Below are 20,996 nucleotides of genomic sequence, written 5' to 3'. Positions count from 1 at the left end.
CATAGGGGAGGGGTGCAGGATCAGGGGCGCCGCAGGGCGGTATCAGGCGCCAGTGAGGAACTCGAAGATCGCTTTCGCGGGCGTGCGCACTTCCGGTGCCACCAAGCGCAGATAGTCCGCGCTACCCTCGGCTGCGGCGGCCAGCGCCTCGCGCAGCGGCCGCCACCGCTCGCCAGCCTTCGTGGCGTCGAGCAAGTCCCGCGCGGCGGCGGCTTGGTCGGCCCGCACGGCTTCTTGGAACAGCGCCAGGACATCGTCCCAGGTTTCTTCGGTGAAGGCTGTGCCACCCTCGTCGACGAGGCGCCGGATCAACGCTGCCGCAGCCGGCCAGTCGCCGAGACGGACAAGGACCGTGGCGAGTGTATGGGCGTAGTAGAAATTTTCCGACGCGAGTTCGACCGCCTGCTGGGCAAGACGGCGAGCCTCTGGAAGATCCCTATCCTGTTTATACAAAAACCAAGCTAGATTGTTGCTGTAGAGCGGATCGTCCGGATTGATCTCGATGGCGCGGCGGAAGGCCTGCTCGGCTTCGTCGTAGCGGGCCAAGTGGTCTTGCAGCAGATTGCCGAGCCCGTACCAGGGGATCGCATCGTTCGGATCGATCTTGATGGCGCAGCGGAAGGCCTGCTCGGCCTTGTCGTAGCGGGCCAAGTGTTGTGTCAGCAGATTGCCGAGCCCGTTCCAGGGGAGAGCGAAGTCTGGATCGATCTCGATGGCGCGGCGGAAGGCCTGCTCGGCCTCGTCGTAGCGAGCCAAGTGTTGCATCAGCAGATTGCCGAGCCCGTTCCAGGGGAGAGCGAAGTCCGGATCGATCTCGATTGCGTGGCGGTAGGCCTGCTCGGCCTCGTCGTAGCGGGCCAAGCGGTTCTTTAGCAGATTGCCGAGCCCATTCCAGGGGAGAGCGAAGTCCGGATCGATCTCGATGGCGCGGCGGAAGGCCTGCTCGCTCTCCTCCGGGTACTGGTCGGCATGTAACGTCCAGGCAACGGCCAGTTGATCGCTCGTGCCCAGACGTTCCGCCGCTGCGGCTGCGCCTTCGATGTCATCCAGGGCGGTCATATCCCCTTCTCCGATCGCCTGATAGAGCGCAGTCATGTCAATGCGCAAAACCGCTTGTCCTTTCTGTCGTTTTTCATCAAGGAATCGGCTGAGTTCTCGCCATTGATTCGGCATCCAGCCACCAGCGTTTCGGGTCATTTGCTGTTTATCGGTGAGCGACAGCGACGGACTGCCGAGTAGCTGGAATAAGAAGGCATTTCGGTCGATGTCGACCTCGGCGGTCTCCAGCGCCGCAGTCATCCGCTCCCGGATCTCGGCGAGCACCCGCATACGCTCGGCCTTGGTGGCCAGTGCGGCATCCTCGCCACGCAGGTCCAGCAGCTCGCCGAGACGGCGGCGGGTCTCGCCGTCGTCGAGTAGGGCGCGCAGTCCCTGGTTCTCCAGCGCGGAGCGCAGCGGTGTGTCCTCGACGCATTGGGCCAGGGCCAGGCTGTATTCGGCGTCGCGGGCATTGGCGCGTCGGCGCGCGAGCTGGCTGCGGGCATGGGCGTCGAGTTCCTGGGTGCTGAACCACATGCGCAGGAAGCGCACCAGCCAGGCCAGGCGGCGACGGACGCGGCGGCTGGCACGCATCAGGTACCAGATATTGAAGAAGCGCTCGGCGAGCTGGAACAGGGCGCGCTTGCCTTGGTAAGGCGCGGTCTTCTCGACGACACCCTGGACCTGGAGCCGGTCGAGCTGGGCCGAGACCAGGTTGACGCCCCAGCCGAGCCGGTCGGCGAGCTGGCGGGCGCTGGCCGGGTCCCAGTGCAGGGCCAGTGCGTCCACGAGCTGCTGACCGCGTTCGGGCAGCTCTTCGAAGCGGGCCTTGTACAAGGGCGTGACCCGGTCCAGCAGGCCCTCCAGGTCCGAGCGCACATCGCCGCCCGGTCCCTGCGCGAGCACGCCGTAGAGCAGCACCGTGGTGCGCGGATTGCCGCCGGTGAGCAGATGCAGGGTTTGGATCCGCGCCGGATCGCGCTCGACCAGCTCGGCGACGGCTGGCGTACCGCCGACCTCGGCCAGCCGGACCAGGGTGGCGCGCAGCTCGTCCTCGGTGAGTCCCTTCAGCTCGTCGATGCGGAAGAAGTCGTAGAAGGCGGCATCGTATTGGTAGCTGGCCTCGATCGCCCGGGCACTGGCACCGAAGAGCAGCAGATCAGGGCAGGACTGCAGGGCCTCGCGCAGTGCCCAGTGATGCTCGCGCAGTCGATACAGGATCAGGTCGACGTTGTCGAGCAACAGCAGCAGACGCCGATCCAGTTGGCGCGCCTGGTCCAGCAGTGCATTCAGGACGGTCTCCGGCGAGGCGTCGTGCAGCGACTCGATGCGGGAATCCAGCGCCTTGGCCTCGTCGGTCCGGCCGCGACGCTCCAGGGCGTCGCCGATCGCGTCCAGACAGTTGAGCCAGAGGTCGGATGGATCGGCGACATTGTATTGCTCTTCCGGAAAGGTCAGCGGCAGCCAGATGGCGTCCAGCTCGGGATCCTCCTCGACGGCGATGGCGATGCGCCGCAGCAGGCTGGTCTTGCCCATGCCGCGCTGGCCGAGCAAGAGTCGGTGCTGACCGATACGGCCGGGCCGCTCGCGTCTCAGGTCGGCGAGAATGCGCTCCAGGAGTGGCAGACGCCCGACGAAGTAGCGTTTGAGCTCGTCGCGGCTCAAGAGGTCCGGGTTGTAGACGGCGACACCGTGCAGGTCCTCGTCCAGCTCGCTGCGGGTCATGGTGCCACCCGCTGCAGCCAGTAGCGGCGCAACAGCTCCAGGCGGAAGCGCCAGCGGCCGTCGAGTTGGACCAGATAGCCGTCGCTCCTCAGGATGTCGAGCAGATAGCGCAGACAGGTCTCGCGGCTGTCGGGCTCCGCGATCCGTTCGGCGAGTGCCTGCTCCAGGGTCGTGCGGCTGGCGCCGCTCGGGTCGCGGGCGCAATGGCTGAGCAGGTGGGTCGCGTGGCCGTCGTCGGGTTGACCCAGTTCCTCGGTGAGGCGTTGGCGCCAGTAGTCGAAGTAACCCTTGTGGGCCGGTTTCAGCAGGTCGTCGAAGACCTGGTCTACGAGAACGGTGTCGAGTCGTTCGCCGTCCTCGACGCGGTCGTAGAGTTCGCCGAACAGGATTTGCAGGTAGTAGGGTACCGGCCAGCCGAGCTGCGCGATGATGTGGCGGCGGACCTCGCCGCTCATATCCAATTTATAGCTCTCGGCCAGCGCCTGGAGAAACCGCTCGGCGGTCTCCGGCTCGAAGGCGCCGAGCGGCATCGGCATGAGGTCGTTGACCGTGTCGCCGAGTCCGTGACGGGCGGCGACCGTATCGAGCCCGATGGAGCCGGCCAGGATCCACCGAACCTGGGCATGGTGGTCCTGGCGCAGGGTGCGCAGCCAGTAGAGAAAGCCACGGATACGGGCGAGCCCGTCGTCTTGCTTCAGCAGATGGAGCAGGAAGACCGGCACCTCGTCGACGGCGATCAGCCAGCGCCCGTCGAGGGTGCCAAGGGAGCGGGTCAGGGCCTCGCCGAGGTCGCGCCAATCAGGACTTTCACCCGTGGCGAGTTCGATCCCCAGTGGCCCCAGCTTCAGTGACTTCAGATTCGGCAACAGACCCTTGAGTGCCTGCTGGAGTGCGGACAGGTCCTGTCTGCGGGCGCCGGCAATGGCCTTCGCAAGCTCCCGGACGCAGTGCATCTCGTCGGAGCAGGCGGCGAAGCTGAGGCTCACCGCCTGGAAGCCGTGATCCGCGCCCTCGGCGCACAGTGCCCGCATCAAGGAGGTCTTGCCGATCCGTCGCGGTGCGAGCAGCAACAGACTGTCGGTCTCCAAACGGCGCCACATCCGTCGGCGCTCCGACTCGCGGTCGAAAAAGTCATCATCCTCAACGGGGCTTCCGATCACGATGCGCATGGCTACCCTCCCGGAGTGCATCAAAAATAATTTACACTAAAAATAGTGTAACACAGATTTGATGTGAAAATAGCCATTGTTGAGCATATCCAGGAGGTACATTCGTTGCGATTGTGTATAGCCGCAAATGGCGGCGAACAGATAGTTTTGGGATGATTGGGGTGCCAAGTCCTGGGAGATTATTTGATCAGCCTGACACGAAACGCGCGTCCCTTCAGCTTGCCGACGGACAACTTTTTCAACGCCGCCCCGACGCTCTCTCGGCTGACCGCCACATAGGCCCATTGATCGGCGATCTGGATTTTTCCGACTTGATCGCCACGAATACCACCTGGCCCCGTCAGAGCGCCCAGGATGTCCCCTGGGCGAACCTTTTGCTTCTTGCCACCATCGATCTGAACGGTGGCCATCGGCGGCACCATCGGGCGCCGTTCCAGCCGATCGAGTGGCGGCAACGACTCGCTGTCCATGATGGGATCCACTGCGGTATTCAATAAGGCGACGCGATGCGCCTCACCGTCATCGTAGAGAGAAAAGGCCGCACCCTGGCTGCCGGCACGCCCGGTACGACCAACGCGATGGGTATGTACCTCCGCATCCAGCGCAATCCGATAGTTGATCACCGCATCGAGCGAATCGATGTCCAAACCACGGGCCGCCAAATCGGTGGCCACCAGCACCGAGACGCTCTTATTGGAGAAGCGCACCAGGATCTCATCCCGATCCCGTTGCTCCAGGTCGCCGTGCAGCGCGAGGACGCTAAAACCACTGTCCTGCAATCCCTGAGCCACCTGTCGCGTGTCGACCTTGGTATTGCAAAACACCAGGGTCGACACCGGTTGGTGCTGCAACAGCAAGAGGCATAGCGCTTGCTGCCGCTGTCGATCGTCGGTCACGCGATAGAAGTGCTGGGCGATACTGCGATTGTCGTGGGTGGACGCCACTTGGGCCATGACCGGTTCAGTCATGATCCGCCGAGCGATGGCCTGGATCCGACTGGGGTAGGTGGCGCTAAACAGCAGTGTCTGGCGTTTCTTCGGTATCCGGTCGATGATCGCATCCAGCGCCTTTTCGAAGCCCATCTCCAGCATCCGATCCGCCTCGTCGAGCACCAGCATGGCCACCTCATCCAGCCGCAGCGTGCCTCGCTCCAGATGATCCGCGATGCGGCCCGGGGTTCCCACCACAATATGGGCACCGTGTTCCAGTGAGCCGATCTGAGGGCCAACGGCAACCCCGCCGCAGAGTGTCAGCACCTTGATGTTGTGCCTCCGGCGGCCCAGTGCACGGATCTCCTTGGCCACCTGATCGGCGAGTTCGCGGGTGGGACAGAGGACAAGGGATTGGACCCGAAAGCGTCCGACATCGAGCCGTTCCAGCAGACCGAGCCCAAAGGCAGCGGTCTTCCCCGAACCGGTCTTGCCCTGTGCGATGACATCCTTCCCCGCCAGGATATCCGGACAGCTCAGTGCCTGGATGGGGGTCATGGTGTCATAGCCGAGCGAGGACAGATTCTCCAGCAGATCCGGGTTGAGGTTGAGCGAGCTGAATGAGGTAGTGGTCAAGACGCCTGTCCCGCAGTGGCACTGGAATCGTCCTGTTGAGGACGGCCATCGCGGTACTCCAACTGCACCCCGTTGAGAAAGTTGCGCAGAATCTGATCCTTACATTGACGGTAGTGCTTATGATCCGGCTTGCGAAAGAACGCACTCAACTCATGCTTGCTGATGTGAACGTCACTTGCGGCGAGGAGACGCAGGATATCGTCCGCCTTCAGATCCAAAGCGATCTTGAGCTTTCTGAAGATGATGTTGTTGTTCAGCAAGTGTTCCGGCTCGGGCTGCTCGCCGTCTTTCGTGCCCCGTCGATCATTGATCAAGCCGTTGAGGAAGGTCGCCAATTGGCGATCGCCACATTCCTCGAACTCCGGATCATCGCCTTTCTTCAACCAATTGCTGACTTGCGAGCGGGTCACCCGACTGTTCGCTGCGGCAAACACCGCAATCATCTTGGAGTCATCGAAGTCGAATGTGTATCGAAGGCGGCGCAGGATATCGTTGTTGGTCATACAGGGGCTCAATGGCTAAATAGGCAGGTAATTGTCAAGTCCCCGAAGATTATATACGCGCTTTTTGAATAGTTCGGGGCGCTTCTCGGCCCAATCCTTGAGGAGTAGCAACGGCTCCAGTCCTGACACAATACATTCTTGAAAAAACCAGTCGCTCACACAATGACCTTGAGGGCTAACTGTCAAGTCCCGGCGACTGGTCGGAAGCCTTCGTGCGCGCTCAGGCCGCAGCGTAGGAGCTGCCACTGAGCGCGCGCCACTGGACAGTGATTCGCTGGTTGCGCGAGCATTTTGCCCGCCATGGTATCTCCCGAATGGCGCCTTTATGGACAACCAAGGCTATTTGCGTGATCCAGCGGATTGAGAGGAGGCGCCTCAGGTGCTTGCTTCGGTGCGTTCCACCTCACAGAGTAAGGTTTTGTAGATGGGAAAGCCGCTGATGGGATCGTAGCGGGCGATGTCGGTGAGTTCATTGATGTTGGCATCGCGCCAGGACGGTGGGCCCACTGGCGTGCCGCCGCCCATGTTGGCGTCGATGGCGCCTGCGACCATGTCGTCGGTCACCAGGGCACGCATTTCGACCGCGCCGCGTGGCGAGCGAATGCGCACCTTATCCCCGTCAGCGATACCCCGTGCCGCAGCATCTTGTGTGTTAATGGTGACGGTGGGCTCTGGACGCTTGGCTAGCAGCCCTGGGATGCCGTGGTGTTGGGAGCGAAAATCCGTGGTGACCCGCGCGCCGGAATTGAACACCAGCGGATAGTCTCTGACCAGATCCGGGTTCGCCACCGGTCCTTCGGCGGGCTCGGTATAGACCGGCAGGGCCTCATAGCCGTGTTCGGCCAGGAGGCTGGAGGCAATTTCGAGCTTGCCCGAGGGGGTTGCGAAGCCTGGCTGACCATCCGTGCGCAACAGACCGCTTTCCCATTTGCGATATTGCATGGCGGGTGTATCACGCTTGACCCAGCCGCCGGCTGCGCGGACATCTTCCAGGCTGTAGTCACTACCCTCAAGCGCGAAGCGAACGATGGACTCCTCGTCCTGCGGAAAATAGTCACCATAACCGAGCCGTCGCGCCAACTCGGCGAGAATCAGGAAATCGCTGCGCGCTTCACCTACCGGATCGATGACACGCTCGCGCAGGCGAAAGATGGGTCCATAGCGCATGTAGCTGTCGATCTCGAAGCCGGTGGTGGCCGGCAGCACCAGATCGGCATAGGCGCAGTCGGCGGTGAGTTGGCGGTCAATGCTGACCAGGAAGTCGAGCGCGCCGAGCGTCTTGCGCCACACGTCGGGTTGTGGCCAGGAGGTAATGAGTGAGGCGCCCAGGACGATCAGTCCCCGAATGCGATACGGTTTGCCCTCCAGCACCGACTCTGGCAGGGCAATGGCGTGGGACTCTCCGCGATACTGGCTGTAGATGGGAAAGCGCTCGCGCCCGAGGGCCTTGTCCAGCGCCGGATTGGCGAGCAGCCGCGAGCGATTGGGCGGGAAGTTGCTGTCCGGCATGCTGAAGCAGCGCCCGCCCGGCACGTCAAGCTGGCCCGCGAGTGCCCAGAGCACCATGGTTGCGCGGATCGCCTGCACGCCAGAGTCGCTGTACTCAAGACCAGTGTACATGACTGGACTCGCACCCTTGGCCCGGGCCAGGCGCCGTGCCAACCGGCGGATGTTGTCCGCCGGCACGCCGGTGATGCGTGCGGCTTGCTTCGGACGGAAGCCTTGGACATATTGGCGAAAATCCTCGAAGCCAAGCGTCCAGTCGCGCACGAAAGTCGGATCATGGAGGTGTTCTTCGATGATCACCTGCGCCAGACTCAGGGCCAGAGCCCCGTCGGTGCCGGGACGCAGGGCCACCCACTCGGCATCGGCGAGACGCGCGGTGCGGGTGCGGCGCGGATCGATCACTACCACCTCGGCTCCGCGCTGCTTGGCGGCAAGGATGCGGTCGAGATCGCGCGGCGGGCTGTCGGTGGCCGGGTTGGCGCCCCAGACCACGACCAGCTCGGCGTTCTCGATATCCGAAAACATATTGATGAACATGCCCCCCATGGTCACATGGGGTGCGATCATCGCCATGGAGACATAGCAGAGCGCACCCACGCCCAGAGTGTTGGGTGAGCCGAAGGGAAAGAGTACGCTGGAGGCTGAGGATACCGCCACGCCCTGGGGTTGAAAAAGATCGCACATCGCCAGCTCGAAGCTGCCGCGTCCGGTGTAGATGGCGGTGGCTTCCGGCCCCGATTCGGTCTTGATCGATTCGAGACGCTCGACCATCAGTTCAAAGGCCTGGTCCCAGCTGATGGGCTCAAAATCCAGTGTGCCCTTCGGTCCCTTGCGTCGCAGCGGATGTTGAAGCCGATGCTCGGAGTAGACGATTTCCGCCGCATGCTCGCCCAGGGTGCAGAGGGCTCCGAGCGGATGATCCCGGTCCGGGCGCAGCCGCGCCAGACGACCCTCAGCGTCGTAGTCCACTTCCACCCAACATCCGGCGGGACAGATACCACAGATGGCCTTGCGGCGGCTGTTGACATCACTGCCCGGCGCTGTTTGAACCGACATGAGGCCTCCTCGAAAGCGTTGAGAATGTTATCGTCTGGCTGGTTGGTATCGTCATTTTTACCTTGGTGGCCTTGGCTTTCGCAACCTTTTCCTCGACCCCGGTGCTGACGGTTATAATCCGGGTGTGAGGCTGAACGGACGGGCCGCTCGCGCACCTCGAAGCAGAAGGGTTACCCTATGAAAAGACGCGATTTTCTAACAAGTTCCGCGATCGCTTTGGCCTCCAGGGCGGGGCTGACGCTGGCTCCCGGTTTAACCAGTCCGGCTCTGGCGGGCGTTCACAAGGTTAAGCTCAAAATTGGCTATTTGCCGATTACTGATCATTTGCTGATCATTGCAGCCGCGCGCGAATCCTTCGCTCATGTGGAGATTCAGCCGCTGAAGTTTTCCTCCTGGCCTGACATTGCCGAGGCGCTGAAAGCCGGGGCGATTGATGGCGGTTTTCTGCTGACTCCGATTGGGCTGACCCTCAGGGTCACGGGGGTGCCCATTCAGGCGGTGATGCTCGGCCATCGCAACGGCAGTGTGATTACCGTTAAGCACGATAGCGGTATTCATCGCATTGAGGATCTCAGGGGCCGCTCCATTGCCGTGCCCAGTCCCTTCTCCACGCATAACATTCTGTTGCGCAAGGTGCTGGCCGAGCATCAAATGGAAGTGAGCGAGGTGCGGATCATCGACATGGCGCCACCTGAGATGGTGCATGCCATGGCCACCAATCAGATCGATTGCTATATCGTGGCAGAGCCCTTCGGCGCCCAGGCCGAGGCGCTGGAGGTGGGGCGGGTGTTGATGCTGTCGAAGGATATCTGGCATGACCACATTTGCTGCGTGCTGAATATGCATGAGGATATCATCAATCAATATCCACAAGCAGTGCATGAGCTGGTCAACGCTATGGGGCGCACCGCGCGCTTCGTGCAGGCAGATCCGGCCGCAGCGGCCAAGGGGTCGGTGAAGCTGATCGGGCAGCGCCCGGAGATCATTGAGACGGTGCTGACAACGCCCAAGGGCCGCATTACCTTCAACGATCTGGTGCCGCGCCGGCAGGATTTTGAAGCGACTCAAGGCTATATGCAGCAGTTCGGTATCGCGCAAGGGACAGCCGATCTTGATGCCTATCTGAATGATCGCTTTGTACGCGCTGAGCTGTCCTGATGTGGCACCGGCTTGGACACTGGCTGCTGCCGGTGCTGATTCTCGTCGCCTTTGGCGGCGTCTGGCAACTGATTGCACTGTTCTATCCACCGGCACTCTTTCCCGGCCCGACTGCTACGATTGAGGCGCTGATTGAGGTTGCCATTAATGGCACTCTGTGGAGCAATACCTGGATTAGCCTGGTCCGCTTTTTTACCGGCTATGGTCTTGCGCTGCTGATCGCGATCCCGCTGGGACTGTTGTTTGGGTGTGTCGGCTTTTTGCGCCGGTTGTTCGATCCGCTGATTCAGGTGCTGCGGCCGATTTCGCCGATTGCCTGGTCACCGCTGGCGGTGCTCTGGTTTGGCATTGGCAGTGCCCCGGCGATCTATATCATTTTTCTGGCCTGTTTTTTTCCCATGCTGCTTACCACCATCACGGCGGTGAAATCCGTCCCGGCGGTATATCTCAAGGTGGCGCGCAATTTCGGTGTTGGCTCGGGCATGACTGTTTTGCTGGTGATCCTGCCGGCGGCCTTTCCCGGCATCATGTCCGGGCTGCACATCGCGGTTGGCACCGGCTGGATTCATCTGGTGGCTGGCGAAATGCTGGGCGCCCAGTCAGGACTGGGTTACATGATCGTCGATGCGCGCAACTTTCTCCGCACCGATATGATTATGGCTGGCATGCTGGTGATTGGCGTGCTGGGGCTTGGCATCTATCGCGGTATGCGTGCACTTGAGGATCTGATCGGTCGCCAGTGGGGGATTGGGGTGTGAGTGCGATAGCTGCGGGGCCGGGTGATCAGCTCAAGCCTAAGATTGTCGCGACAGGGCTGGAAAAACGCTACTGCTCGGCGCGAGGAGGTGAAACCGTCGCTGTGATGGGCGTCGAGCTGAGTATCTGCGCTGGTGAATTTGTCTGTCTGGTTGGACCGAGCGGCTGTGGCAAGACCACGCTGATCCAGATGATGTGCGGCTTTGAGCCCCCTAGCGCGGGTCGTGTGCTGATCGACGGTGAGCCGATTCAGGGACCGAACCCGGATCACATCATGATTTTTCAGGACTATGGGCTCTTTCCCTGGCGCACTGTGCTGGGCAATGTGGTGTTTGGCCTCGAAGCGCTTGGAATGTCAACACCGGAGGCGAAAGCGCGTGCGCATGAGACGCTGCAACTGGTCGGTCTGTCTGCGGCTGCGCATCAGCATCCGCATCAAATTTCCAGCGGTATGAAGCAGCGGGTGGCCATCGCGCGCGCTCTGGCGGTCGAGCCCTCGGTGCTTTTCATGGATGAACCCTTTGCCGCGCTCGACGCCTTCACGCGCTTGCGTTTGCAAGACGAAATTTTGCGGCTGTGGGAAGTGAAGCGCACCACTGTGGTCTTTGTGACCCATGATCTTGATGAGGCCATCGCTCTCGCGCAGCGGGTAGTGCTCATGGCCTCCAGCCCGGGGCGCATCCAGCGGGTGATGACGATTGGTCTGCCCTATCCGCGTGAACGCACCCACACTGATTTTTCCGAATACCGTCGGGAGCTGTTCGAGGCGTTTCATTTGTTGCACGCGACAGCGGCAAACAGCGCCGTATGAATCAAGGGCTGGTGAGCGCCGAGGTCCCCAGCCAGAAATCGAGGCGTTTGTCGAGGAATTCGTCCCAGCGCATGTAGTGCGAACCGTCGCAGGAGAAATTGAGCGCGACGATGCCGTTCATGATGTTCAGTGAACCGGAGCGCAAATAGATGTTTTCGTCCATCAGGCGCAGCGCACGAAATTGATCAAAGACCGTTCGAATCTGAGCGGCCGGAATCTCTGCCTCCTCGGGGTAAGCGCGCTGTGGGTAGGCGAGGCAGATCGCTGGATCGCTCAGATCCTCGTAGTCGAGCACCCGGAAGTGATAGGGCGTGTCGAGTAGCCAGAGGGTTGCGCGGGAACTGGAGAAATGCAGCTTGCCATGGAACACCCCGTGCGAGCGGATCAGCTCGGCCAGCAGATCCAACACCTCGTCGATGCGGCTGTCCATCAGGCTTTCGATCCGCTGCTGAAAGAAGAGTCCGCCCCGGATAGCGGGATCGCCCTTGAGCTGTAGCCATTGATCCGACTGTCGATAGAGTTCGCGTGTCAGGGGCAGATCACGCAGATCGAAATCGGCGCCCAGGTAGCCGAGCAGGGTGCCATCCGGTCCTGTTAACCGCTGTACTGCGGTTAGCGATGGACGCCGGTTGTTGCGACTCAGGTAGGCTGGTGACAGTGAGAAATCGGCGCCGGCGATGGCCTCGGCCATGTAGGGCCGGGAGGTACGATCACGTCCGTAGTGCTCCGGCAACAGCGCATCGCGGGCGATGTTGGCGGTAATCTGCTGGGCCTGATGATCAAGCAGGTAGAGGTACTTGCCATAGGGCAGGGTGGCCATGGTCGCGGTGAGTTGCTGCTCCAGCGCAGCCCGGTCTCCCCAGGCTTCGAGGCAGGCTGTGTGCAGGCGCGACAGAACGGCCGAGAGCCGGGTATGCAGCAGCATACGTTGACGGGCAATGGCGGCTTGCAGTGCTTCGCTCATAATGTTGCTCTATGTATAGGATGATGTTCGATTCGATGATTGTGTTGCAGGGAGAAATCTAAAGATGTCGTTGCAAGCGGTTCGTATCTGGGATCTGCCAACGCGGGTGTTCCATTGGACGCTGGTTTTGCTGGTGCTGCTGGCGTTTTTAACCGGACTTCAGGGTGGCAACTGGATGGTCTGGCATGAACGCGCCGGACTTGGAGTGTTGGGGTTGCTGAGTTTCCGCCTGGTATGGGGCTTTGTTGGTTCGACCTATGCGCGCTTTGCGGATTTTATACCGACGCCGGCGCGGATTCTGGCTTACCTTCAGGGGCGCTGGCAGGGGTTGGGGCATAATCCCTTAGGTGCGCTGTCGGTGTTTGCCCTGCTGGGGGTGTTGCTGTTTCAGGTGCTGAGTGGACTCTTTGCCACTGATGATATTGCGTTTCAGGGACCGCTGTTCAGTCTGGTGTCCAGTGATCTCAGCGACCGCTTGAGCGGTTGGCATCGTCAGACCATTTGGCTGATCGGCGCGCTGGTGGCGCTGCATATTCTGGCGGCACTGTTTTATACCCTGGTACGGCGGCAGAATCTGATCCGGCCGATGGTGACGGGGATGAAGTCGGTGGAGGAAGCACGGGTGCAACCGACGCGCGGTGGCGGCGGGTTGGCGCTGTTGGCGGCGCTGTTGGTTGCAGCCTTGGTGGTTTGGGTGGGGGCGGGCGGTCTGTTGCCACCGCCCCCGCCGCCGGCACCACCACCGGCGTGGTAATGGCGCGGTATGGAGCGGCCCGGGTGACGGGCCTAGGTGGGATTAGTCGTCCTGACGGAACTGTTTATGACAGGCTTTGCAGGATTCGCCGAGGGCGCCGAAGGCTTGTTTGACTTCGGCTTCATCACCCATGGCGGCGACTTCAGCCAGGTTGTTGGCAGCGTCGATGAAGTCGCGTGCAACCTTACCGGCTTCTTTTTTGTTGGTGAAGAGTTCCGGTTTGACGCGGGTTTCAACGCCATTGACAGCCTTGTCGGTGCCGGGGCCGTAGAGGGCGCCCATGCCGGAGTTGGCAATGCCGGCGATCGCATCAGCGGCTTTTTGTACCTGTTGCTGCTTGAAATTGCCGCTGAGATTGGCTTTGATTTTATGCATGTTCCAGGCCATGAATTTATACCCGGCCTGGCGGGTTTCGATCTGTTGTTCCGGTTTCATACCGGCGGCGAAGGCACCACCAACGAGGCTGATGGACAACAGGGCTGTGGTGGACAGAATAGTCAATCGTTTCATGGGGATGGCTCCTGGTAATGAACGGTTGGAGAAACCGCGTTTGATCGCGGCAATCGAGAAAGGAACACCCAAGGATAGGGCATTTGCCAAAAAATGAAACCCCCGGCAGTTGATTTCTGCTCAGTTGGGGGGCGCAAGTTCGGCCGCTTGCAGGGTGTTTTCCAGCAGGCTGGCGATGGTCATGGGGCCGACCCCGCCAGGCACCGGGGTGATCCAGCCGGCACGTTCGCGGGCGGTGTCAAAGTCAACATCGCCGCACAGACGCCCGTTTTCGTCGCGGTTCATGCCGACATCAATCACCAGCGCGCCGGGCTTAATCCAGTCGCCGGGGACGAAGCGGGTGCGACCGATCGCGACCACCAACACATCGGCGGCGCGGGCCTTGGCGGCAAGATCGCGGGTGCGGCTGTGGCAGACGCTGATGGTGCAGCGGGCGGCGAGCAGCTCCAATGCCATGGGCCGGCCGACGATATTGGATTGCCCGATGACCACGGCATCGAGACCTTCCAGTGTCTGGCCGGTCTGGGCAAGCAGGGTCATGATGCCCTTGGGTGTGCAGGGGCGCAGCAGGGGCATGCGCAGCGACAGGCGCCCGACATTGTAGGGATGAAAACCATCGACATCCTTGGTCGGGTCGATGCGCTCAATGACCGCCTCGGCGTCGATATGCGATGGCAGTGGCAGTTGCACCAGAATGCCGTGAATGCGCGCATCGGTGTTGAGTTGGTCGATTAGCGCCAGCAATTCGCTCTGGGTGATGTCTGCGGGCCGTTCGTGCAGTTCGGAGAGAAAGCCGACTTCGGCGCAGGCTTTTTGCTTGTTGCGGACATAGACTTGGGAAGCGGGATTGGCGCCGACCAGCACCACGGCCAGCCCGGGCGGTGGTGAGCCGGCCTGGGTGCGGATGGCAACCCGGGTGCTGAGTTCGCTGCGAATGGTTGCGGCAATTTGTTTGCCGTCAAGAAGCTGTGCGCTCATGTCGTAAAGATCCTGCCTGAGGTGGGGCGCGGCCTGAGTATGGCTGTTTAGGCTCGTATGATAGCGCCTTGCTCGCGCTGGTGGCAGGCTGGCGATGCAAAACCTTATATCATGGCGACGGTAAGCGGGCGCCATGCGGCTATGAAGGCCATGCGATTCCCTGGATGCCGTCTTACCAGATCACTGCAACACTTGTTCAAGGAGATTGAATGCCAAGCGAAACGCTGACGTTTCTGATCGCGACCGAGCGGGGTGCGCCAGAAGCCCTGACCGAGCAACGTACCAAGGCGGCGGTGCCCTTTGGTGGCAAATATCGGGTCATCGACTTCTCGCTCGCGAACTGTCTGCACTCGGGCTTGCGCCAAATTTTGGTGCTGACGCAGTACAAGTCGCATTCGCTGTATAAGCATTTGCGCGATGGCTGGTCGGTGTTCAATGCCGAGCTTGGCGAATTTATTACGCCGCTGCCACCGCAAATGCGCGCCGATGGCGGCTGGTATCTGGGCGTTGTCGATGCCTTGCGGCAAAGCCGCTATTTGATCGAGCGCACGCCGGCGCGGCGTTTGTTGTTGCTCGACGCCGGTGCGGTGTATCGCATGGACTATGCTGAGCTGCTGCGTTGGCACGATGAGCAGCAAGCGCAGATGACAGCAGCGTTGCGGCCGATGACTGAGGAGTCTGCGCCCAGTGCCTATCGCGTGCACTGTGGCGAGGATGATCGGATTCTCGAATTGCAGGGGCCGGCGTCTGAGCATCCAGCGTCGGGGTTGGCGCCCATGGGGGTAATGGTCATCAACAAAGACTATCTGCTGGAGCAGCTTGAGGCTTTGTTGCACCTCGGCAATGGTCAGCCGGAAACTGACTTTGTGGCAACCCTGCTGAAACATGCCAGTGCGGAGCGGGTGTTTGGCTATCGCTTTGGCGGCACGCGCGGGCGGGTGTCACGGGATGGCTATTGGAGTGATCTGGGCTCGATCGATGCCTATTATCAAGCGCACATGGCGATGTTGGAAGCGCGTCCGTCGCTGGATCTCTATCAGCCTGGCTGGCACATTTTTACTTATCAAGGCCAGCATGCACCGGCACGCACGGTACCTGGGCCGGGGTCGGGCAATGAGGGCGTTTTTGTCAATTCCATGCTGGCGGCGGGAACCCTGATCCGGGGTGGGGCTGTCAATCGCTCGGTATTCTTTCCCTGTGTCAGAGTGGATGATGGTGCCATTGTCGATGGTGCCATTCTCTTCGATGGTGTGCAGGTGGGGGCGGGGGCGGAACTCAACCGCTGTATTCTCGACAAGGATGTGGTGGTTTCACCTGGCGCGCGCATCGGCGTTGACCGCAAGCAGGATCGGGCGCGTTTCACCGTTTCGCCCGAAGGGGTGGTGGTGGTGCCCAAGGGGACGCGCGTCTGAGTGCGGCGGCGCGCGTTGACCCTTTGCAAGCCGTTCATGGCTGGTTATACTGCGCGGTTTACCGATACCTTGTTGGTGTCGTTGGTTCCTTTGAGAAGGTGCTCCATGAAAGCAGGAATTCATCCAGAATATCAGGATATTAAGGTCGTTTGCAGTTGCGGCAACGAGTTCTCCACCCGTTCGACGCTGAACAAGGAGCTGCACGTTGAGGTCTGCTCGGCCTGCCATCCTTTCTACACCGGCAAGCAGAAAATCCTTGATACCGCCGGTCGGATCGATAAGTTCCGCCGCAAGTACGCGCGCTAAATCGCGTTCGCTTGTTTCGGTTGGTCAGACCGCCTTGGCTGCGCGGTCTGTCCGGTTCCCGGCTGCCTACCTTTAGGACGCGGGCGCCCCGCCTTAGTATGTGTTTTTCTCCGGTTGCACCCTGTGCAACTGGTTGATTCTGCTTGCGCCATGAAAAAGGTGCTTTAGCCTCCGCCTCGGATGACTTAGCATATCCCACCAACAGTCAGGCACCAGGGTGCCGACTGGTCATCCGCCTGATCCTTCCCGGCGCATCTCGATAGTGCGCGGCACCACCCTTGTGGGATCGGCTCCAATGCAGTCTGTCCCCAGGAGTCCTGTCATGACCAACGAGACCATCACCCTTACCAATAACGCCGATGGCACCCAGCATGAGTATTCGCTCAAGCATGGGACGCTCGGGCCGCCGGCAGTGGATATTTCATCGCTGTATCGGGATGCGGGGTTCTTTACCTATGATCCCGGTTTTATGGCGACCGCCAGTTGTCACAGCGCCATTACCTTTATCGATGGTGAAAAGGGCGTGCTCCTGTATCGCGGCTATCCGATTGAGCAGCTGGCCACCAAGGCGAGTTTTCTTGAAGTGGCGTATTTGCTGTTTTATGGCGATTTGCCCAGCGAGGAGGAGCTGAATGACTTTGAAGAGGTGATCATGCGGCATACCATGCTGAATGAGAACCTCAAGAGTTTTCTCGACGGCTTTCGCTACGATGCGCATCCCATGGCGGTGCTGTGCGGGGTGGTGGGATCCTTGTCGGCCTTCTATCACGATTCGATTAATGTGAATGATCCGCGCTATCGCGAAATTTCCGCCCATCGGTTAATTGCCAAGATTCCCAGTATTGCCGCCGCGACCTATAAGCATAATGTCGGTGAGCCCATCATGTATCCGCGCAATGATCTGCGCTATTGCGCCAACTTTCTCTACATGATGTTTGCAACGCCTTGCGCCGATTACGAACCACGTCTGATCGCGGAGAAGGCACTGAATCTGCTGTTCATCTTGCACGCCGATCATGAGCAGAATGCCAGTACCTCAACCGTGCGTCTGGCCGGCAGTTCGGGGGCCAATCCCTTTGCCTGTATTGCCGCTGGCGTAGCCTCGCTCTGGGGGCCTGCGCACGGTGGGGCGAATGAGGCGGTGCTGGATATGCTGACGGAAATTGGCCGGGTCGAGAATGTCGCCAAGTTCATCGAGAAAGCCAAGGATAAGGATGATCCGTTTCGGTTGATGGGCTTTGGGCATCGGGTCTATAAGAATTACGACCCGCGTGCCAAGATCATTCGTGAGGTGTGCCATCAGGTGTTAGAGGAGCTGGCGGATAACAAGAATCCGCTCTTTGATCTGGCCCTGGAGCTGGAGCGCATTGCGCTTGAGGATGAATATTTTGTCGAGCGCAAGCTCTATCCGAATGTTGATTTCTACTCTGGAATCATCTATCAGGCCTTGGGCATTCCGCGCAACATGTTCACGGTGATGTTTGCGCTGGCGCGCACCGTCGGCTGGGTTTCACATTGGGCGGAGATGATGAGTGAGCCGAGCATGCGCATCGGCCGGCCCCGGCAGATTTATCATGGCCCGCAGGTGCGCGATTATGTGCCGATCTCAAAGCGCTGAGGACAGCAGGCCAGACGACAGGAGCCGTTACCGTGATTGAAATTGAATACATCGTCAAAGACAAGCAGGGAGTGGAACGCTTGCGAACGGCCGATAAAAAACAAGCGGATGCTTACGATAAGGCGCTGGATGTTGCCGATGCTCTGGCGCAGTGGCTGCGCGATGAGCAGGTGCTGCCCAACCTGCCGGATACGGATCTTGAGGAGCTGACGATTCATCTCGCGCGCCATGCTCGCACAGTTGAGCGAATTCTCAAGGGTAAGGAGGCCGCGCCAGCGCCGACGGCGCGCAAAAAGCCGGCCTCGTCGGCCAATGATGCGGTTGCGGCCCCGGAGCGCTCGGAGCTGGCCTCCGGGGCGTAACGGGTTATTTCCTTGCTTTTGCTTTTGCGTCTTTTTCGAGTGGGCGCATCAGCAGTTTGCCATCGTCGTAGGAGAAGCTCACTTCGCGTGCCACCTTGCCCACTTCCTGGGTTTGATCGCCGATGGTAATGGATACGCGCGGATAGACATTGCCAGGGACATCAATGGAACTGTCGAGCATAGCGGTGATGACGGCCTGAAGTTGGTCGCGCTCGGTGGCTAATGCCTGCGCATCTGCCTTAGCTGCTTCGCTCTGTTGCTTGAGTTCGTTTAGGCGTTCTTCGGTGTCAGCATCTTTTTTCTTGGATTGCTCAACCATTTTTCGCGCCAGGCGGGCGAGATCACCCTGCTTGTAGACGATGTTTTCTTTGACCTTGTTAAGCTGCTCCATGAGTTCGTTGGAGCATTGCAACATCACGGCGGTGGCAATGCCGGCTTCGGCGCCCAGGTTGTAGGCGCGAATCAATTTTGTTGCGCGGACGCGCCCGCCGACGATGCCGCTGCGCTGTTGACCGGCTGAGCCGACAATCAGCTGATTGTCACAGCTGACCTGGCAGTGGGTGAGCTGGCTTTTGATGGTGATGTCGCCTTTAACATCCAGGGTGGCGTTTTCGACATGGCCGGCGCTCAGGTTGCCGCCACAGCGGACGCTCATGCTCAAATCCTGATACTCCTGCTTACTTTTTTCGGTCGGCCCGGAAATACCCATTTTTACATTCAGGTTGCCGCCAACGATGAGTTCGGCGCATTCGACCATCTCTGTGATCAGTACATCGCCGGTTACCCGAATCTGCATACCGGGACTGACGCTGCCCTGAACCAGCAGGCTGCCGTCATAGTCGATATTGCCGGAGCGCAGATTGACATCCTTGACCTTCAGCAGCGGATCAACGGAGGCGCCATTGGGCTGGAGTACCGGCTGGCCGGTGATGGATGCGACGAGCAGATTCGGGTCTTCCTCGGAGACCACCGCACCTTTGTGGGGGCCGAACTGGAGCAGACGGCCGTTTTTGGCTTTGATGGGTTCGCCGTTGACCCGGTAACCATCGACCCCTGGCGTTGGCGGGTGGCGGCGCATCAGGTGATCGCCGGGGTTGACGGTTGGGATGGCACCGAGTTCGCGGTAATTCAAAGAGCCATCGGCGCGCCGGGTCGGGCGTCGCTCGGTGATTTCCACCAGTGGTTCAAAAATGCTGTGTTGGCCATCAACGGGCGCTTTGCCGCGCGCGATGACGATTTGCAAGGTCGTGCCGGCGGTGGCCTTGGGGGCGGCAGCCAGCAGACGGTTAATGGCAGCATGATCGATCAGCTGGCTGGCGAGGTTGAAGTGATTGATGACTTCCGTGACATGCTCGACCGTCGCCGGCTCCCCTCCGCGCGCGGTTTTTAGCAACAGCTTGGCCGACAGCTTGTCTTCGCTCACCTGGAGGCTGACGATGGCATCATGACATTCACCGATTTCGATCTCGCCATCCTCTTTGTTGAGCAACATCCGCTGCAGCTTCTGAATGCCCTGCTTGGAAATCTGGGCGCCCTTGAGGCCGCTGCTGTTCAGTTCGGCCACAAGCCAGTTTTTGTCAATCGTCAGCGGCTGTTCGCCGTTGCTCACCACGGCCAGCACCTTGGTGCCCGTCGGGTTGCGCTGCAGGGTAACTTGCGTTTGAGTGGCGGATGGAGGGTTGGCGTTATTCGAATCCGGGGTCATGAGTGAAAAATTCCTGTGCTTGGCCGCGGCAGGCAGATGGCCGGCGCTGCTATGGATCGGACCGAGCGGGCGCGAGGGCCTGGGGTTCTGCGATTTTATTTAGCGCTCAGGGGATCAGACCGCAAGGTCCAACCGCTTGATCTGGAGTGCCGGGCCATATTGTGGCAAAATATGCCGGGTATTGCTCAAATGTTTGAATCAGAAAGATTGATCGGGTCTGACGGCCAAGTTCAGTCGCGCCTGTCGTGCGCAGCATGCGAAGAGATTGCGCACTGGTGTTGCGCATCGCGCGCATTATCGCTAATATGCACGGCTCTTTCACCGAGGGTTTGACATGCGCCAACCACTGGTTGCGGGAAATTGGAAAATGAACGGCAGCAAAGCCGATGCTGCCGATCTGTTGAACAGTATCAAGGCTGGAGCCGCGAATATCCATAAGGCAGAAATTGCCGTCTGCCCGCCTTTTCCGTATCTCTATAAGATGGAAGAGCTGCTAGCCGGAACCGGTATTCGCTGGGGTTCGCAGGATGTCTCACGCGAGACCAATGGTGCGTTCACTGGCCAAGTCTCCGCTGTCATGCTGAAAGATTTTGGTTGTACTTATGCCATTATTGGTCACTCCGAGCGGCGTATGTTTAATGCTGAGACGGATGCCATTGTTGCTAAAAAGTATGAGCAGGCACTCGCCAGTGATTTAACCCCGATCCTCTGTGTAGGGGAGTCGCTCGAAGAGCGCGAACATGGCCGCACTGAAGAAGTAGTAGCCCGCCATCTCGACGCTGTTCTCGAAGGACTGGGTGCCGAGGCGATTGGGCGTGGTGTGATTGCTTACGAGCCGGTTTGGGCTATTGGTACCGGTGTGACCGCCACACCTGAACAGGCTCAAGAGGTTCATGCCTTTTTGCGCCAGCGTATTCGTGCCAAAAGCCAACCTCAAGCCGATGCCGTGCGCATTCTCTATGGTGGCAGCATGAAGCCCGTCAATGCGATGGAATTAATCGGTCAGGCCGACATCGACGGCGGGCTGATCGGTGGGGCAGCGTTGAAGGCTAGTGATTTTCTGGCCATCTGTGCTGCGGCTGAGGCCAATGCCTAAGCGT

General features: G+C 60.2%; 18 protein-coding genes. 9 read left to right on the top strand and 9 right to left on the bottom strand.

The genetic code is table 11. The features are described from left to right. Positions 1–42 precede the first annotated feature (42 nt). From CKO36_RS03550 to CKO36_RS03530, 5 genes are all read right to left on the bottom strand, one after another. Positions 43–2,763, bottom strand: a complete 2,721-nt coding sequence (locus CKO36_RS03550) for an ATP-binding protein (RefSeq protein WP_200280617.1) — start codon at positions 2,761–2,763, stop codon at positions 43–45. Beyond that, a complete protein-coding gene (locus CKO36_RS03545) occupies positions 2,760–3,932 on the bottom strand; it encodes an ATP-binding protein (protein WP_200280614.1) in 1,173 nt (390 codons plus the stop codon). The genes CKO36_RS03550 and CKO36_RS03545 overlap by 4 nt, the downstream gene beginning before the upstream one ends. Before the next feature lie 179 nt (positions 3,933–4,111). Then, a complete protein-coding gene (gene dbpA / locus CKO36_RS03540; RefSeq protein ID WP_200280611.1) occupies positions 4,112–5,497 on the bottom strand; it encodes an ATP-dependent RNA helicase DbpA in 1,386 nt (461 codons plus the stop codon). Next, positions 5,494–6,000: a YehS family protein gene (locus CKO36_RS03535; protein ID WP_200280608.1), complete on the bottom strand. Its 507-nt coding sequence runs from the start codon at positions 5,998–6,000 to the stop codon at positions 5,494–5,496. The genes dbpA and CKO36_RS03535 overlap by 4 nt, the downstream gene beginning before the upstream one ends. A 375-nt stretch (positions 6,001–6,375) precedes the next feature. Continuing rightward, positions 6,376–8,562, bottom strand: coding sequence for a molybdopterin-containing oxidoreductase family protein (locus CKO36_RS03530; protein WP_242469357.1), 2,187 nt, complete (start codon positions 8,560–8,562; stop codon positions 6,376–6,378). A gap of 177 nt (positions 8,563–8,739) precedes the next feature. On the opposite strand from CKO36_RS03530, the gene CKO36_RS03525 reads away from it, so the two are divergent. Genes CKO36_RS03525 through CKO36_RS03515 form a run of 3 tightly spaced genes read left to right on the top strand, consistent with a single transcriptional unit; the run spans position 8,740 to position 11,287 of the window. Next, a complete protein-coding gene (locus tag CKO36_RS03525) occupies positions 8,740–9,720 on the top strand; it encodes an ABC transporter substrate-binding protein (protein WP_200280605.1) in 981 nt (326 codons plus the stop codon). After that, positions 9,720–10,478, top strand: coding sequence for an ABC transporter permease (locus CKO36_RS03520; protein ID WP_200280603.1), 759 nt, complete (start codon positions 9,720–9,722; stop codon positions 10,476–10,478). Before CKO36_RS03525 ends, CKO36_RS03520 begins: the two co-directional genes overlap by 1 nt. Continuing rightward, positions 10,475–11,287, top strand: coding sequence for an ABC transporter ATP-binding protein (locus CKO36_RS03515; protein WP_338053415.1), 813 nt, complete (start codon positions 10,475–10,477; stop codon positions 11,285–11,287). Before CKO36_RS03520 ends, CKO36_RS03515 begins: the two co-directional genes overlap by 4 nt. Before the next feature lies 1 nt (position 11,288). Here CKO36_RS03515 and CKO36_RS03510 read toward each other — a convergent pair whose 3' ends face one another. After that, the gene (locus tag CKO36_RS03510) at positions 11,289–12,251 is read right to left on the bottom strand and encodes a PDC sensor domain-containing protein (RefSeq protein ID WP_200280600.1); all 963 of its coding nucleotides are present in this window, start codon (positions 12,249–12,251) and stop codon (positions 11,289–11,291) included. Between the two features lie 64 nt (positions 12,252–12,315). On the opposite strand from CKO36_RS03510, the gene CKO36_RS03505 reads away from it, so the two are divergent. After that, complete coding sequence (locus CKO36_RS03505) at positions 12,316–13,005, top strand: cytochrome b/b6 domain-containing protein (RefSeq protein ID WP_200280597.1); 690 nt, start codon at positions 12,316–12,318, stop codon at positions 13,003–13,005. 42 nt (positions 13,006–13,047) lie between these two features. Here CKO36_RS03505 and CKO36_RS03500 read toward each other — a convergent pair whose 3' ends face one another. After that, the gene (locus tag CKO36_RS03500; protein ID WP_200280594.1) at positions 13,048–13,515 is read right to left on the bottom strand and encodes a c-type cytochrome; all 468 of its coding nucleotides are present in this window, start codon (positions 13,513–13,515) and stop codon (positions 13,048–13,050) included. Positions 13,516–13,635: 120 nt separating this feature from the next. Continuing rightward, complete coding sequence (gene folD, locus CKO36_RS03495) at positions 13,636–14,493, bottom strand: bifunctional methylenetetrahydrofolate dehydrogenase/methenyltetrahydrofolate cyclohydrolase FolD (RefSeq protein WP_200280591.1); 858 nt, start codon at positions 14,491–14,493, stop codon at positions 13,636–13,638. A gap of 209 nt (positions 14,494–14,702) precedes the next feature. Between folD and CKO36_RS03490 the strand changes: the two genes are divergently transcribed. The 4 genes from CKO36_RS03490 to CKO36_RS03475 all read left to right on the top strand — a co-directional run bounded on the left by CKO36_RS03490 (position 14,703) and on the right by CKO36_RS03475 (position 18,191). Further along, positions 14,703–15,905 (top strand): glucose-1-phosphate adenylyltransferase family protein, encoded by a 1,203-nt coding sequence (locus CKO36_RS03490; protein WP_200280588.1) that lies wholly within the window; start codon positions 14,703–14,705, stop codon positions 15,903–15,905. Positions 15,906–16,010: 105 nt separating this feature from the next. Further along, positions 16,011–16,211, top strand: a complete 201-nt coding sequence (gene rpmE / locus CKO36_RS03485) for a 50S ribosomal protein L31 (protein ID WP_200280585.1) — start codon at positions 16,011–16,013, stop codon at positions 16,209–16,211. A 322-nt stretch (positions 16,212–16,533) separates the two neighbouring features. After that, positions 16,534–17,829, top strand: a complete 1,296-nt coding sequence (locus tag CKO36_RS03480) for a citrate synthase (protein ID WP_200280581.1) — start codon at positions 16,534–16,536, stop codon at positions 17,827–17,829. A gap of 32 nt (positions 17,830–17,861) precedes the next feature. Next, a complete protein-coding gene (locus CKO36_RS03475) occupies positions 17,862–18,191 on the top strand; it encodes a YebG family protein (protein WP_200280578.1) in 330 nt (109 codons plus the stop codon). Positions 18,192–18,195: 4 nt separating this feature from the next. Here CKO36_RS03475 and CKO36_RS03470 read toward each other — a convergent pair whose 3' ends face one another. Further along, complete coding sequence (locus CKO36_RS03470; protein WP_200280575.1) at positions 18,196–19,896, bottom strand: DUF342 domain-containing protein; 1,701 nt, start codon at positions 19,894–19,896, stop codon at positions 18,196–18,198. Positions 19,897–20,230: 334 nt separating this feature from the next. On the opposite strand from CKO36_RS03470, the gene tpiA reads away from it, so the two are divergent. Beyond that, complete coding sequence (gene tpiA / locus CKO36_RS03465; protein WP_200280573.1) at positions 20,231–20,992, top strand: triose-phosphate isomerase; 762 nt, start codon at positions 20,231–20,233, stop codon at positions 20,990–20,992. Positions 20,993–20,996: the final 4 nt, after the last annotated feature.

Source organism: Rhabdochromatium marinum, from assembly GCF_016583795.1.
Lineage (GTDB): Bacteria > Pseudomonadota > Gammaproteobacteria > Chromatiales > Chromatiaceae > Rhabdochromatium > Rhabdochromatium marinum.
The sequence above is the reverse complement of the archived record's forward strand: the minus strand, read 5'-3'. Positions and strand labels throughout refer to the sequence as shown.

Coding starts and splice junctions, on each gene's coding strand:
- CKO36_RS03550 (WP_200280617.1), bottom strand. CDS start 2,763: ATGACCCGCAGCGAGCTGGACGAGGACCTGCACGGTGTCGCCGTCTAC.
- CKO36_RS03545 (WP_200280614.1), bottom strand. CDS start 3,932: ATGCGCATCGTGATCGGAAGCCCCGTTGAGGATGATGACTTTTTCGAC.
- CKO36_RS03535 (WP_200280608.1), bottom strand. CDS start 6,000: ATGACCAACAACGATATCCTGCGCCGCCTTCGATACACATTCGACTTC.
- CKO36_RS03530 (WP_242469357.1), bottom strand. CDS start 8,562: ATGTCGGTTCAAACAGCGCCGGGCAGTGATGTCAACAGCCGCCGCAAG.
- CKO36_RS03525 (WP_200280605.1), top strand. CDS start 8,740: ATGAAAAGACGCGATTTTCTAACAAGTTCCGCGATCGCTTTGGCCTCC.
- CKO36_RS03520 (WP_200280603.1), top strand. CDS start 9,720: ATGTGGCACCGGCTTGGACACTGGCTGCTGCCGGTGCTGATTCTCGTC.
- CKO36_RS03510 (WP_200280600.1), bottom strand. CDS start 12,251: ATGAGCGAAGCACTGCAAGCCGCCATTGCCCGTCAACGTATGCTGCTG.
- CKO36_RS03505 (WP_200280597.1), top strand. CDS start 12,316: ATGTCGTTGCAAGCGGTTCGTATCTGGGATCTGCCAACGCGGGTGTTC.
- CKO36_RS03500 (WP_200280594.1), bottom strand. CDS start 13,515: ATGAAACGATTGACTATTCTGTCCACCACAGCCCTGTTGTCCATCAGC.
- folD (WP_200280591.1), bottom strand. CDS start 14,493: ATGAGCGCACAGCTTCTTGACGGCAAACAAATTGCCGCAACCATTCGC.
- CKO36_RS03490 (WP_200280588.1), top strand. CDS start 14,703: ATGCCAAGCGAAACGCTGACGTTTCTGATCGCGACCGAGCGGGGTGCG.
- rpmE (WP_200280585.1), top strand. CDS start 16,011: ATGAAAGCAGGAATTCATCCAGAATATCAGGATATTAAGGTCGTTTGC.
- CKO36_RS03480 (WP_200280581.1), top strand. CDS start 16,534: ATGACCAACGAGACCATCACCCTTACCAATAACGCCGATGGCACCCAG.
- CKO36_RS03470 (WP_200280575.1), bottom strand. CDS start 19,896: ATGACCCCGGATTCGAATAACGCCAACCCTCCATCCGCCACTCAAACG.
- tpiA (WP_200280573.1), top strand. CDS start 20,231: ATGCGCCAACCACTGGTTGCGGGAAATTGGAAAATGAACGGCAGCAAA.